Origin of the sequence: Pseudomonas oryzihabitans (assembly GCF_032027545.1) — a bacterium.
Taxonomy (GTDB): domain Bacteria; phylum Pseudomonadota; class Gammaproteobacteria; order Pseudomonadales; family Pseudomonadaceae; genus Chryseomonas; species Chryseomonas oryzihabitans_F.
This window is the reverse complement of sequence record NZ_JAVSJB010000007.1, coordinates 239,405-252,654: the sequence shown is the minus strand read 5'-3', so window position 1 is coordinate 252,654 and position 13,250 is coordinate 239,405. Positions and strand designations below refer to the sequence as shown.

Genomic DNA, 13,250 nt, shown 5'->3' with positions numbered 1-13,250 from the left:
GGCTTATGTAGAGGTTCGACATGACCGAGCTGGCGAGACTCAAGTTCTACGCAACCCAGCCTCACGCTTGCAGTTACCTGCCCAACGAGCAGGCGACCACGCTGTTTCTCGACCCCTCGCAGCCCATGAATGGCCAGATCTACGCCGAGCTTTCCGAGCTGGGCTTCCGACGCAGCGGCGATCACCTCTACCGCCCCCACTGTCAACTCTGCAAGGCCTGTGTCCCCGCGCGCATCCCCGTTGTGCGCTTCCGCCCCAGCCGCAAACAGCACCGCGTCCTCAAGCGCAACCTCGATATCAAGGTCACCCGCTGCGCCCCCGGCTTCACCGAAGAGCGCTACCAGCTCTACGCCCGCTACATCAGCGAGAGGCACGCCGACGGCGACATGTTCCCACCCAGCCGTGGCCAGTTCTCCACCTTCCTGGTCAGCAACCTGCCCTACGCCTTCTTCTACGAGATGCGCGTGGAAGATCGACTGATCGGTATCGCCGTCACCGACGTGCTGCCCAATGGCATGTCGGCGGTCTATACCTTCTACGATCCCAACGAGGAGAAGCGCAGCCTCGGCGTTTTCGGCATCCTCTGGCAGATCGCTGAAACCCGCCGGCTGGGCTTGGACGCCATGTACCTCGGTTACTGGATCAAAGGGTGTCGCAAGATGTCCTACAAAACCGAGTATCGCCCCATCGAGCTGTTCGTCAATCAGCGCTGGGTTGCCCTGGCCTGACGAAATAGCGTTTTTTCTGAATTTCTGTCAGAATATGGGCCTTTTTCGCCCGGACTGCTCTGGGCCAATCTTTGTCACCGAGGGCTTTTCTACATATGTCGAAAGAAGACAGCTTCGAAATGGAAGGTACTGTCGTCGACACCCTGCCCAACACCATGTTTCGCGTGGAGTTGGAAAATGGGCACGTCGTCACCGCGCACATCTCCGGAAAGATGCGTAAGAACTACATCCGCATCCTGACCGGCGACAAGGTTCGCGTGGAGCTGACGCCTTACGATCTCAGCAAAGGGCGGATCACCTACCGCGCCCGCTAAGCGAATCCTTTCATGAAAAAGCCCGGCAGTGCCGGGCTTTTTCATGTCCAGGTATGAAACCTGCCCTTAGGCAGGCTCCGCCGTGGTCTCGAACTCGAACTCCAGCTCGCCATCCACCGCATCGATATGCACGATGCCACCGTGGTCGGCCAGCTCCCCGAACAGGATCTGCTCGGCCAGAGGCCGCTTGATCTTGTCCTGGATGAGTCGCGCCATGGGGCGAGCGCCCATCTGCACGTCGTAGCCGCGTTCTGCCAGCCAACCCCGAGCCGCATCGCTGACCTCCAGCTGCACGCGCTTGTCCTCGAGCTGCGCCTGGAGTTCGGTGAGGAACTTGTCGACGATGCTCTTGATGACTTCGGTGCTGAGGCGGCCGAACTGGATGATGGTATCCAGGCGGTTGCGGAACTCCGGCGTGAAGCTCTTCTTGATCACCTCCATGGCATCGGAGGTATGGTCCTGCAGAGTAAAGCCAATGGAGGCCCGCGATGCCGTTTCCGCACCGGCGTTGGTGGTCAGGATCAGGATAACGTTACGGAAATCGGCCTTGCGCCCGTTGTTGTCCGTCAGGGTACCGTGATCCATGACCTGCAGCAGCAGATTGAACACCTCGGGGTGCGCCTTCTCGATCTCGTCGAGCAGCAGTACGCAGTGCGGCGTCTTGGTGATGGCCTCGGTCAACAGACCACCCTGGTCGAAGCCGACATAGCCGGGGGGAGCACCGATCAGGCGCGACACGGTATGGCGCTCCATGTACTCGGACATGTCGAAGCGCACCAACTCCACGCCCATCGCCTTGGCCAACTGGCGCGCTACCTCGGTCTTGCCGACACCGGTGGGACCGGCGAATAGGAAGGAACCGACCGGCTTGTCCGGCGACTTGAGCCCGGCACGCGACAGCTTGATGGCCGTGGACAGCGACTCGATGGCCAGGTCCTGGCCGAAGACCGTCAGCTTGAGATCGCGCTCCAGATTGCGCAGCAGTTCCTTGTCGGAGCTGTTGACGGTCTTCGGGGGAATCCGCGCGATCTTGGCGACGATGTCTTCCACCTGCTGGACATCGATGCGCTCGGCACGACGATCCTCGGGCTGCAGCCGCTGGTAGGCGCCCGCTTCGTCGATCACGTCGATGGCCTTGTCGGGCATGTGGCGGTCGTTGATGTAGCGGGCTGCCAACTCGGCGGCGGCGCGTAGCGCCTCGTCGGTGTACTCGATGTGGTGGTGCTGCTCGAAGCGCCCCTTGAGGCCCCGCAGGATGCCGTAGGTGTCATCCACCGACGGCTCGACCACGTCGACCTTCTGGAAGCGCCGTGCCAGGGCCCGGTCCTTCTCGAAGATGCCACGGAATTCCTGGAAGGTGGTGGAGCCGATGCAACGGATCTCACCGGACGACAACAACGGCTTGAGCAGGTTGGAGGCGTCCATGACGCCGCCCGAGGCAGCACCGGCCCCGATGATGGTGTGGATCTCGTCGATGAAGAGCACCGCATGGGGGCGTTTCTTCAGCTCGGCGAGCAGCGCCTTGAATCTCTTCTCGAAGTCACCGCGGTACTTGGTGCCAGCCAGCAAGGCACCGAGATCCAGGGAGTAGACCACACTGTCGGCCAGCAGGTCGGGCACCTGGCCATCGACGATGCGCTTGGCCAGGCCTTCGGCAATGGCGGTCTTGCCGACACCTGCCTCGCCCACCAGCAGTGGGTTGTTCTTGCGGCGACGTGCAAGAATTTGGGCGACGCGCTCGACTTCGTTTTCACGCCCGACCAACGGATCGATACGCCCCTGGCGAGCCTGCTCGTTCAGGTTGCTGGCATAGGCTTCGAGTGGATTGTTGGAGGAGCTGGGCTCGGCGCCCTCTTCCTCGGCGGCATCCTGATCCTGCTCGGCCTCCGGAGCTGCACCGGGGACCTTGGAAATGCCATGGGCGATGAAGTTGACGACGTCGATCCGTGCCACGCTCTGCTGCTTGAGCAGGAACACCGCCTGGCTTTCCTGCTCGCTGAAAATGGCGACCAGGACGTTGGCACCCGTGACTTCGCGCTTGCCCGAGCTCTGCACGTGGAAGACGGCGCGTTGCAGGACGCGCTGGAAGCCGAGGGTCGGCTGGGTCTCGCGCTCGTCATCCTGCTGCGGGATGAGTGGGGTGGTGGAATCTATGAATTCCAACAGATCGCGGCGCAGGCGATCGATGTTGGCGCCGCAAGCTCTCAGGACCGTCGCAGCGGCTTCATTGTCCAGCAGCGCCAGCAGGAGGTGCTCAACGGTCATGAATTCATGACGCTTCGTCCTCGCCTCCTTGAAGGCGAGATTCAGGGTGACTTCGAGCTCACGATTCAACATAGCTTCACCTCATAGCCCAAGCAGCACAGTAGCCCAAGCAGCACAGATCAACTTTCGATTTCGATTTCGCACAGCAGCGGGTGGTTGCACTCCCTCGCATATTGATTGACTTGCATGGCCTTGGTTTCAGCTACGTCACGAGTAAATGTTCCGCACACCGCTTTTCCCTGAGTATGCACGGTAAGCATCACCTGGGTAGCCGCTTCGCGGTTCATGCTGAAGTAGCGTTCCAACACCTCGACGACGAACTCCATGGGGGTGTAGTCATCGTTATACATCAGAACGCGATATCTGGCTGGCCGTTTTAATGCAGGTTTTGCCTCCTGCACCGCCAGGCCACCTTGGTCGCCGTCCTGTTGATCGTTGTCGTCCACCGCCAGTCGGATGGGGTCGATTGCACGCATTCTGATCGATTCCGAATTACGGGATGAATAGCAGGAAAAAAAGAGCTTGATCCACGTCTCAGCCCCCCGTTGCCTTGCCTTGACTAAGACTGAAAGGGTGTTACAAACATCCTGTACCCGACGGGGTACCAAGGGTTCCGTCGTAGTGGCGCCTGTGTGGATTCACTGGAACTGTAGTCGAATGATACTCCAGGCTTGGAGTCCTTTGCAGAGGGAGCCGGTATGCTCAGTGGCAAGGTCAAATGGTTCAACAACGCCAAAGGATATGGCTTCATCGTTGCAGAAAACAGTGATGAAGACCTATTCGCTCATTACTCGGCCATTCAGATGGACGGCTACCGCACATTGAAAGCGGGCCAGGCGGTCAATTTCAACATCGTCCAGGGGCCCAAGGGCTTGCATGCCGTCGAGATACGTCCGGCAGAAGTGAGCGTAGCCGCCCCGACACCTACCACCAGCACCGTCGACGTGCACGATACGATCAGTACGGAAGCCTGATCTCACGCCCCTCCGGGGGCGCCATCCCCTCCTCGCTCTTCCCGCCTTCCTTCGCCGTGCCCCAGATCGCGCTCCGGGAACAGCCTGTCCCTGACCAGGTTCTTCAGCGTGCGGGCATCGGGAAATCCACCATCTCTCTTGCGCTCCCAGAGCAGCTCATCGCCACAGGCGATCTCGAACACGCCTCCCGTCCCCGGCAGCAGGGTGACGCCACCCAGGTCGGTGCCGAAGGTGCTCAGCAGTTCCTGGGCCAGCCAGCCGGAACGTAGCAGCCACTGGCACTGGGTGCAGTACTGGATGGTGATGATGGGTTTGGCGTCGATCACGGTGCACCCCTGAAACCTTGGCTCCCTATAATACGCAGCCCTCGATCCCATCCGCCATGTGGTCCGACCTTATGCGCCTGTTGCTGCTGGTAGCCTGTTTTCTCCTGCCTGCCCTGTGCTGGAGTGCCGAACCGCCTAAGGTAGGCCTGGTGCTGTCCGGCGGCGCGGCGCGGGGCCTGGCGCACATTGGCGTGCTCAAGGCCTTGGAAGAGCAAGGCATCCAGGTCGACGCCATCGCGGGCACCAGCATGGGCGCGGTGATCGGCGGACTCTATGCCGCCGGCTACAGCGCAGAGGAACTGGAGCGCATCGCCCTGGAGATGGACTGGGCACAGGTGCTGTCGGACCAGCCGCCGCGCAAGGACGTGCCGTTCCGGCGCAAGCAGGATGACCGCGATTTCCTGGTCAAGCAGAAGCTCAGCTTCCGCGACGACGGCACCCTGGGCCTGCCCATCGGGGTGATCCAGGGACAGAACCTGGGGATGACACTGGAGAAGCTGTTCGTCCATACCAGCGATACCCGGGATTTCAATCAGTTGGCCATCCCCTTCCGCGCCGTGGCGACGGACATCACCACCGGTGAGAAGGTGGTCTTCGACCATGGCCATCTGCCGCGTGCCATTCGCGCCAGCATGTCGATCCCGGCGGTGTTCGCCCCGGTGGAAATCGACGGCCGCCTGCTGGTGGATGGCGGCATGGTCGACAACATTCCCATCGATGTGGCGCGCGCCATGGGCGCGCAACGTGTCGTGGTGGTCGACATCGGTACGCCCCTGCTCAAGCGCAAGGATTTGACGACGGTACTGGACGTGCTCAACCAGTCCACCACGCTGATGACCCGCAACAATTCCGAGGCCCAGCTGGCTACCCTGGGCAAGGGCGACCTGCTCATCCAGCCACCACTGGCCAGCTATACCAGCGCCGACTTCTCGGAGGTGCGGGCGCTGATCGATGCGGGCTATCGTGCCACCATGGCCATGGCCGGCGAATTGGCCGCCCTGCGCCGGGGGCCGCGGGACGGGCGTGCCTCGGCGGTGGCGGCGTCCCGCCTGCCCGACAATCGCACGCCGATCATCGACGCCATTCGCATCGAGAACGACTCCAAGGTGGAGGATGAAGTGATCCGCCACTACATCCGGCAGCGCCTGGGCGAACCCCTGAACGTAGACCGCCTGCAAGACGACATGAGCACCCTCTACGGCCTGGACTACTTCGACCAGGTGGAGTATCGGGTGCGCCGCGACGGTCCGGGCGACAACGTGCTGGTGATCTACGCCCGAGGCAAGCGCAGCGGCACGGACTTCCTGCGACTCGGCCTCAATCTATCCGATGACCTGCGCGGCGACAGTACCTTCAACTTCGGCGCCAGCTATCGCATCAACGGCCTGAACCGCCTGGGCGGCGAATGGCTGACGCGGATGCAAATCGGCGATCATCAGGAACTCTACAGCGAGTTCTATCAGCCCCTCGACGTGGGCTCACGCTACTTCATCGCCCCCTACATCGGCGGCGAGGCGCGCAACATCGAGCAACTGGAAGGCAATGACCCCATCGCGGAGTACCGGCGGGAGCGCTATGGCTTCGGCCTGAATCTGGGCCGGCAGCTCGGCAACAAGGGTGAGGTGCGACTGGGCATCGGCCATGACTGGGGCAGCACCAAGGTTCATGTCGGGCCGCGGGACACACCGGAGGAAACCTTCACCGAGGGCTTCTACGAGCTGCGCTATTCCTTCGACGACCTCGACGACGTGAACTTCCCCCGCGAAGGCCAGGACCTGGCGCTGACGCTCAAGCAGTTCGACCCCACCCTGGGCTCGGACTCCCGCTATCGCCAGCTGGACCTGCACCTGAACAAGGTCGTCAGCTACGGCTACGACACCTTCGTCCTCGGCGGCGGCCTGGGTCGTACCCTCTCCACCGACAACGACACCAACGTGGTGACCAGTAGCTTCCTGCTGGGCGGTGCCTGGCAGCTTTCCGGCTATAGGCAGGACGCGCTCTCGGGGCAGAACTACGGCCTGGCGCGCCTGATCTACTACCACCAGCTCACCCAGCGCTCACTGTTCCCGCTGGACACACCGGTCTACCTGGGCGGCAGTCTGGAACAGGGACGGATCTGGAACAGAGACGACGACTATGACAGCGGCAACATCAGCGCCGCCAGTCTGTTCCTGGGCCTGGACACCCCATTGGGACCGCTCAAGTTCACCTATGGCCTGAGCGACCAGGGCCAGCACGCCTTCTACATCAACCTGGGTAACAGCTTCTGAACTCGATCTACTGATCCGCAGACACGAGCGCCCCCCTGGGACACAAGCAGTGCGCGCCAGGGGCCAAGGCCGTTCGAGTGCGCCTGGCTGGGACGAGGTTTGGCGAGGCTATCAGGCGAGGCGCGACAGCAGGATCTCGGCGCGTTCGCGCTGGCTATCGGTTCCCTCGCTGACGATTTCCTGCAGCAGCGAGGCCGCCTGGTGGACGTTGCCCTGGTCGAGGCAGACTTCCGCTTCGGCGAAGCGACGAGCGATGTCGTCGTCCATGAAGTGCTCGTCGAGACTCAGGTCAAGCTCGAAGACCGCCGGCAATTCGCCCAAGCCATCGGGGAAGTCGTCCTGTACCACCACCTCGGCGGTGCCGACCGGCTTCCAGCCGGAATCGGCATCCAGCTCTTCGGTGAGGGCAATGGCTTCGTCCAGGCTGAGATCGGCCAGGTCCAGGTCGTAGTGCTCCTCGCTCACCGGTGCCGGATGCGCTGGCTCCTGGAACTGCAACTCGGCGGACCACTCGCTGGCCGGAGCATCGAAGTCGGGTAGTTCCAGGTCTTCGTCCTCCAGCTCCTCCACCGGCGAGGCAGAGATTCCAGGAAACTGGGCGTGGAGGACGGCGAGACTGGCCGCTGCCCCACCGAGGGCGAGGAATCGCTGTTCGTGCTGGTTGAACGCCTGGGCCTCGCCCAGGGTGGCGAGCACGCGCAGCAGCAGCAGACGCAGGTCCTGGCGGCGATCGTCTTCGCCGAGACCGCTTTCCAGCACCTCCCGCGCCTGACCGTAGCGGCCGTAGGCGATGTAGATCTCCGCGCGCCCGGCATGGTCGTCGACCGGTGCCGTAGTCGCGGCAGCGACGGCCTTCGGTCGCAGGGAGTCGGCCTGGGTCGCCATCAGCACCGGCGCAGGAAGCGGCTCGGCAGGTTGGACGTCCTCCTCCTCAGCGACCGCCACGACCTCAGCGGTGCGCCGACGTCGCCACCAGAGCACGCCAGCCAGCGCCAGAATGGCCGCGGAACCGACCAGCACCAGGGAGCGCAGGGAAAACAGCCCCTCGTCTTCGGCAGCACTCGCCGCAGGCCCGGTTGAGGCCACCTGGTTCGGCGGCGCCGCGGACGCGACGGGCGCGGTGGCTGGGACCGCCGGCACCAAGGCTACCGAACGCGCCTGCTTCAGTTGCTGTTGCAGACCATCGCGCTCCTGCTGCAGCTGGGCGATGAGTGCTTCCTTCTGCTCCAGCAGGGTGTCGTAGCGCGACTGCAGCTGGTTGAGCTGGCCTTCCAGGTCCCCTACCTGGCGTCCCAGGTCCTGGGTGACGAGCAGCGGCTTGGCATCTTCGCCGGTTACCGCAGGCGGTGGCGCGGCCGCAGCAGTGCTGGGCGCGCTGGAGGCCGCCGGGGCGGGTACCGCGGGCGGCGGTGATGCAGGCGGGGGCGCACTCGCGGTTGGCGCGGCCGGCAGCGCCGGCGTCGCCACAGGCGCGGGAGCGGGTCTGGGGGCGGGCTTGGTCGCAACGGGTTGCTCGACCACGGGCTCGCTGACGCCAGCCGGTAGTCGCAGGGCCTGGCCAGCCTTGAGTCGCCGTGGATCGTTGTTGGAAAAGGAGGCGGGGTTGAGGGCGAACAGATCGGCCATCAGTTGCTCGGCCGAACGGTTGGCCATGGGCCCCAGCCGCTTGGCGATGCTCCAGAGGGTGTCCTTGGGACGCGTCTGATAGATGCCCGCACCGGCAGTGAGGCCGGGCGTGGGCGCGAGCCCGGATGGCTGGGTCGCGGCCGGCGCCCTGGGCGGCGTCGGCTTGGCGGGTGCCGCCGTGGTGCGGGTCGGCGCAACGGCGCGGGCCGGTGCGGTGCTGGCCACGCTGGTGGGCACGCCCCCACTGCGCGGCGGATCGACCAGCAGGGTGAATTCGCGCAACTGCTTGCCGCCGGGTTGCTCCAGCTGAACGATGAAGCCCAGGTAGGGTTCGACCAACGAGCGCCGCGAGGTGACCTCGATGTAGCTGCCGGCCGCGGTACGCAGGTGGGGGGTGAAGACCAGGTCGTCCATGAACTGGGTACGATCGACGCCGGCCCGGGCGAAGGCATCGTTGGGCGCCAGATGGATATGGAAGTCCCCGGGCTCGGCATCGCCGATGTTGACCAGCTCGATCCGTGCGCGCAGGGGTTCGTTGAGCGAAGACTGCAGGGTGATACCACCGAGGCCGAGCGCCAGCGCCGCTTGAGGAGTAGTGGTCAGCATCGCGGCCGACAGGATGAACAAGGCAAGGGGACGGCGTTTCGCGACCATGGATACCGCTGCGTCAGGTATTCGAAGAAACCGGTGTTTTAGCGCGGTGGCTCACAAAAAGCGCCCCCGCTACGCTGGAACGTAGCATCGATACCGACAGACGGCAAACCGCCGGTCGCGAACGAAAATTGACGTCCCGGCAGGGTAGCGCGTCAGGCTCGGTGCCAGACGCCCTGACCCGCGCCGGCGGATGGGATAGGCGGTAGCGCGGAGAGTCGGCGTGCTGCCGAACGGTGGTCAGCCGCGCTCCAGGTTGGCGAGCACGCGTTGGTGTACCTGCTGGCAAATGGCGATCTCCTCGTCGTCCAGGCCGCTGAGCAATTCCTTGCGCAGGGCTTCGGCGATGGTTTCGATCTTCTCGATCAGCGGACCGGCTTCCTGGGTCAGCATGATGCGTTTGGCGCGACGGTCTTCGGTGACTGCCAGCCGCTTCACCAGGCCCTGCTTCTCGAGACCATCCAGCAGGCGGGCCAGGGTCGGCCCCTCGATGCTGATGCTCTGGGCGAGTTCGCGCTGGGTGGGCTGGACGCCTTTCATCCGTGCCAGGTTCAGCAACACCTGCCAGCGCGCCTGGGACAGTCCCAGGTGGCTCAGGCGGCGATCGAGCTCTGCCCGCCAAGCACGGGAGACATGAAAAATCTGGCGGCCGAACAGGTGTGGATCGGTAGTCATTCAGGCTAAACCTTGTGCTTGGATTTTCTCATTATTCTGGTTGTAGGCACGCGGGGGCAACCGCTGCGCCTCGCTAGTCGGCCAATTCCGCCTGCAGGGCGGCCCGCACGCAGTAGAGCGCGCCCACGGCGACCCGCCCGTCGAAACGACTGGCGATCTGCGCCACTGGCGGCAATTCGCCGTCGTCCTCGAGGAAGACGTCCTGGATCTCGGCCAGCAGCTCCTCGGGCAGGTCCAGCGCCTGCTCCAGGGCGATCTGCTGCTGGGCGATGGCTTCGGCCAATAGCGCATAGACATTCTTTTCCGAGCAATTGAGCTGGCGCGCGGCCTGTTCCGGCGTCATGCCGGCACGGACCAGGGTCAGGACCTCGTGGCGGACGTCGGCCACTGGGGCCGGCGCGGCCGTGCCGCCGGTCAGGGCGTCGAGGAAGGCTTGACCGTAGCGTTCGAGCTTGCGCGCCCCGACGCCGCTGACCCGGCTCATCTCATCGAGGGAACGCGGCTGGCTACGCAGCATCTCCAGCAAGGTGGCATCGGGAAAGATGACATAGGGCGGGACCGAATGCTCTTCGGCCAGCTTGCGCCGGAGAGTACGCAACACCTCCCATTGCTCGCGCTCGTCGGCGCGTACCAACTGGCTGGCGGCGCTGGCGGAAGACCCGCTGCTCGCGCCCCGGCCGCGCTGGGGTTTGGGATCCCGGCGCAATTCGATGCTGACCTCGCCACGCAGCAGCGGGCGGCAGCTCTCGGTCAGGCGCAGGCCGCCGAAGCCGTCGACGTCCACCTCGGCCAGGCCACGGGCGACCAGTTGGCGGAACAGGGTGCGCCATTCATCTTCGCCACGCGCCTTGCCCAGGCCGAACACTGCCAGGCGCTGGTGGCCAAGGCTGACGATCTTCTCAGTCTCGCGACCGAGCAGGATGTCGACCAGGTGCCCCACCCCGTAGCGCTGACCGCTGCGGTAGATGGCCGACAGCGCCTGGCGCGCGGGTTCGGTAGCATCCCAGGTTTCGACGGTATCGACGCAGTTGTCGCAATGGCCGCAGGGCTGCGGCAGGTGTTCATCGAAATAGGCCAGCAGGACCTGGCGACGGCAACGGGTTTCCTCGCAGAGCGCCAGCATGGCTTCGAGCTTGTGGCGCTCGATGCGCTTGTGACGCTCGTCGCCCTCGGAGTTCTGCATCATCTGCCGCAGCAGCAGCACGTCCTGCAGGCCGTAGGCCATCCAGGCATCGGCCGGCAGGCCGTCACGACCGGAACGACCGGTTTCCTGGTAGTAGGCCTCCAGGCTCTTGGGCAGGTCGAGGTGGGCGACGAAGCGGACGTTGGGCTTGTCGATGCCCATGCCGAAGGCGATGGTGGCCACCATGATCAGCCCTTCCTCGTTGAGGAAGCGCTTCTGGTTGGCAGCGCGCACGTCGTTGGGCAGGCCGGCGTGATAGGGCAAGGCCGGGAAGCCCTGATTGCTGAGTTGCTCGGCCACCTCCTCCACCTTCTTGCGCGACATGCAGTAGACGATGCCGGCATCGCCGCGGCGCTCGGCGAGAAAGGCCAGCAGCTGCTTGCGCGGCGTTTCCTTGGGCACGATGCGGTAGAAGATGTTGGGACGATCGAAGCTGGAGAGAAAACGCTCGGCCTGCTCCAGGTGCAGCCGGGTGGCCATCTCCTCCCGGGTGCGGGAATCGGCGGTGGCAGTGAGCGCCAGGCGCGGCACGCCGGGGAAGTGCTCGGCCAACTGACCCAGCTGCATGTATTCCGGGCGGAAGTCATGCCCCCACTGGGACACGCAATGGGCCTCGTCGATGGCGAACAGCGCGATCGGCAGGCGCTTGAGGAAGTCCAGCATGCGGGGCTGGACCAGGCGTTCCGGCGCGAGATAGAGCAGCTTGATTTCGCCGCGCTCCAGCTGCGCGGCTACGGACCGCTGCTGTTCGCCGGTCATGGTGGAGTTGAGCGCGGTAGCTGACACCCCTAGTTCCAGAAGGGTAGCGACCTGGTCGTCCATCAGGGCGATCAGCGGCGACACCACCACGGCCACGCCGGGTCGTAGCAAGGCTGGCACCTGGTAGCAGAGGGACTTGCCGCCGCCGGTAGGCATCAGCACCAGCGCATCGCCACCGTTCGCCACGCGCTCGATGATCCGGGCCTGGTTGCCCCGGAAGGCATCGTAGCCGAAAACGTCTTTTAGGATGCGCAGCGCGGGTTCTGACATGAAACCTCCTCGAATCGAAGGGGCATTATACGGATGCCGGGCTCGCTGCGGCTGGCCTTTTCCGTCGGCCGACCAGGTGCCGACGCGTTCGACGTCACCCTGGCGCTCGTCTACAATTCCCGCCGTTCCGCCCTTTCGAATCCTTTCCGAGGTAAGTAGCCGATGTCCTTCGCCGAACAATTGACCCGTCTGCGCGATTTCCTCGATGCAGACGATCTGCACGAAGAAGCGCTCGACTACGTAGCCGCCCACGGCTACCTGACCGCCCTGTCCATCTGCCCGGAAGAGGTACCCGAGCGCGAGTGGATCGATGCCCTCTTCGCCGAGCCGCCGCAGTACCGCGATGCCGCCCAGCAGGAAGACATCGAGCAGGCCCTGGTACAGCTCAAGGCTCATATCCTGCGCATCCTCGGCAGCGATGAAGAACTCGACCTGCCCTGCGACCTGGACCTCGGCCCCGAGCCGGACGACTCCGAGCTCCGCGGCTGGTGCATCGGTTTCATGGAAGGCGTGTTCCTCCGCGAGGCCGTGTGGTTCGAAGACGCGGAAGACGAAGTCAGCGAGCTGCTGCTGCCGATCATGGTCGGCTCGGGTCTGTTCGACGAACAACCCGAATTCGCCGAGATCGCCCAGGACCGTCGCCTGGTCGCCGACATGATGGTGCAGATCCCGGAGCTGCTGACCCAGCTGTTCCTGCTCTGTCATTCCCCGGAAGAGAAGCCGGCGCTGCTCAAGCCGCGTCACTGAGCGATGGAAGGAGCCACCTCCAGACCCCGCCAGAAGAAGGGCTGGGTTCGCTACCTGCTGCTGGGCGTCGGCTGGCTGAGCGTGGCCCTGGGCATCATCGGCGCCTTCTTGCCGCTGCTGCCCACCACGCCCTTCCTGCTGCTGGCCGCGGCCTGCTTCATGCGCAGCTCGGAGCGCTTCTATCTGTGGTTGATCAACCACCGCTGGCTGGGGCCCTGGGTCAAGCCCTACCTGGAGGGTGAAGGCATACCGCTCAAGGGCAAGGTCTACGCCATCGTCGCCATGTGGATCAGCGTGGGCTTTTCCTGCTGGCTGGTGCCCTATGTCTGGGCGCGGGTGGCGGCCTTCACCAGTTGTGCCGCTGTCACCGTCTATTTGCTCAGGCAGAAAACGCGGCGCTGAGACCGATCAAGCATAGAAAAGGGGCGATCATCGATGATCGCCCCTTTTCTTTACCAGCCA

At 64.2% G+C, this 13,250-nt stretch carries 12 protein-coding genes; 6 read left to right on the top strand and 6 right to left on the bottom strand.

Annotated features, from left to right (window positions below; genetic code table 11):
- The first annotated feature begins 20 nt into the window (after positions 1 to 20).
- Both RND78_RS14675 and infA read left to right on the top strand, forming a co-directional pair.
- Positions 21 to 728: an arginyltransferase gene (locus RND78_RS14675; RefSeq protein ID WP_312729757.1), complete on the top strand. Its 708-nt coding sequence runs from the start codon at positions 21 to 23 to the stop codon at positions 726 to 728.
- Positions 729 to 823: 95 nt separating this feature from the next.
- Positions 824 to 1,042 (top strand): translation initiation factor IF-1, encoded by a 219-nt coding sequence (gene infA / locus RND78_RS14670; RefSeq protein ID WP_002553999.1) that lies wholly within the window; start codon positions 824 to 826, stop codon positions 1,040 to 1,042.
- Between the two features lie 66 nt (positions 1,043 to 1,108).
- On the opposite strand, the gene clpA is transcribed toward infA, so the two are convergent.
- Positions 1,109 to 3,379, bottom strand: coding sequence for an ATP-dependent Clp protease ATP-binding subunit ClpA (gene clpA / locus RND78_RS14665; protein WP_312729755.1), 2,271 nt, complete (start codon positions 3,377 to 3,379; stop codon positions 1,109 to 1,111).
- 47 nt (positions 3,380 to 3,426) lie between these two features.
- Positions 3,427 to 3,783: an ATP-dependent Clp protease adapter ClpS gene (gene clpS, locus RND78_RS14660; protein ID WP_312729753.1), complete on the bottom strand. Its 357-nt coding sequence runs from the start codon at positions 3,781 to 3,783 to the stop codon at positions 3,427 to 3,429.
- 222 nt (positions 3,784 to 4,005) lie between these two features.
- On the opposite strand from clpS, the gene cspD reads away from it, so the two are divergent.
- Entirely contained in the window at positions 4,006 to 4,281 is a 276-nt protein-coding gene (cspD, locus tag RND78_RS14655; RefSeq protein ID WP_312729751.1) for a cold shock domain-containing protein CspD, read from the top strand.
- Between the two features lie 2 nt (positions 4,282 to 4,283).
- Here cspD and RND78_RS14650 read toward each other — a convergent pair whose 3' ends face one another.
- Complete coding sequence (locus RND78_RS14650) at positions 4,284 to 4,607, bottom strand: SelT/SelW/SelH family protein (RefSeq protein WP_312729749.1); 324 nt, start codon at positions 4,605 to 4,607, stop codon at positions 4,284 to 4,286.
- A gap of 71 nt (positions 4,608 to 4,678) precedes the next feature.
- On the opposite strand from RND78_RS14650, the gene RND78_RS14645 reads away from it, so the two are divergent.
- A complete protein-coding gene (locus RND78_RS14645; protein ID WP_312729839.1) occupies positions 4,679 to 6,877 on the top strand; it encodes a patatin-like phospholipase family protein in 2,199 nt (732 codons plus the stop codon).
- A gap of 111 nt (positions 6,878 to 6,988) precedes the next feature.
- On the opposite strand, the gene RND78_RS14640 is transcribed toward RND78_RS14645, so the two are convergent.
- The 3 genes from RND78_RS14640 to recQ all read right to left on the bottom strand — a co-directional run bounded on the left by RND78_RS14640 (position 6,989) and on the right by recQ (position 12,041).
- Complete coding sequence (locus tag RND78_RS14640) at positions 6,989 to 9,157, bottom strand: LysM peptidoglycan-binding domain-containing protein (RefSeq protein WP_312729747.1); 2,169 nt, start codon at positions 9,155 to 9,157, stop codon at positions 6,989 to 6,991.
- A gap of 237 nt (positions 9,158 to 9,394) precedes the next feature.
- A complete protein-coding gene (locus RND78_RS14635; protein WP_017641756.1) occupies positions 9,395 to 9,829 on the bottom strand; it encodes a MarR family transcriptional regulator in 435 nt (144 codons plus the stop codon).
- Between the two features lie 73 nt (positions 9,830 to 9,902).
- Positions 9,903 to 12,041, bottom strand: a complete 2,139-nt coding sequence (recQ, locus tag RND78_RS14630) for a DNA helicase RecQ (protein WP_312729742.1) — start codon at positions 12,039 to 12,041, stop codon at positions 9,903 to 9,905.
- Between the two features lie 162 nt (positions 12,042 to 12,203).
- Between recQ and RND78_RS14625 the strand changes: the two genes are divergently transcribed.
- The gene (locus RND78_RS14625) at positions 12,204 to 12,788 is read left to right on the top strand and encodes a YecA family protein (RefSeq protein WP_312729740.1); all 585 of its coding nucleotides are present in this window, start codon (positions 12,204 to 12,206) and stop codon (positions 12,786 to 12,788) included.
- A gap of 3 nt (positions 12,789 to 12,791) precedes the next feature.
- Positions 12,792 to 13,190, top strand: a complete 399-nt coding sequence (locus RND78_RS14620; RefSeq protein ID WP_312729738.1) for a YbaN family protein — start codon at positions 12,792 to 12,794, stop codon at positions 13,188 to 13,190.
- The last annotated feature ends 60 nt before the right edge of the window (positions 13,191 to 13,250 follow it).

Bases quoted from the DNA above. Each gene is read 5' to 3' on its own strand.
- RND78_RS14675 (WP_312729757.1), top strand. From the start codon at position 21: ATGACCGAGCTGGCGAGACTCAAGTTCTACGCAACCCAGCCTCACGCT.
- infA (WP_002553999.1), top strand. From the start codon at position 824: ATGTCGAAAGAAGACAGCTTCGAAATGGAAGGTACTGTCGTCGACACC.
- clpA (WP_312729755.1), bottom strand. From the start codon at position 3,379: ATGTTGAATCGTGAGCTCGAAGTCACCCTGAATCTCGCCTTCAAGGAG.
- clpS (WP_312729753.1), bottom strand. From the start codon at position 3,783: ATGCGTGCAATCGACCCCATCCGACTGGCGGTGGACGACAACGATCAA.
- cspD (WP_312729751.1), top strand. From the start codon at position 4,006: ATGCTCAGTGGCAAGGTCAAATGGTTCAACAACGCCAAAGGATATGGC.
- RND78_RS14645 (WP_312729839.1), top strand. From the start codon at position 4,679: ATGCGCCTGTTGCTGCTGGTAGCCTGTTTTCTCCTGCCTGCCCTGTGC.
- RND78_RS14640 (WP_312729747.1), bottom strand. From the start codon at position 9,157: ATGGTCGCGAAACGCCGTCCCCTTGCCTTGTTCATCCTGTCGGCCGCG.
- RND78_RS14635 (WP_017641756.1), bottom strand. From the start codon at position 9,829: ATGACTACCGATCCACACCTGTTCGGCCGCCAGATTTTTCATGTCTCC.
- recQ (WP_312729742.1), bottom strand. From the start codon at position 12,041: ATGTCAGAACCCGCGCTGCGCATCCTAAAAGACGTTTTCGGCTACGAT.
- RND78_RS14625 (WP_312729740.1), top strand. From the start codon at position 12,204: ATGTCCTTCGCCGAACAATTGACCCGTCTGCGCGATTTCCTCGATGCA.
- RND78_RS14620 (WP_312729738.1), top strand. From the start codon at position 12,792: ATGGAAGGAGCCACCTCCAGACCCCGCCAGAAGAAGGGCTGGGTTCGC.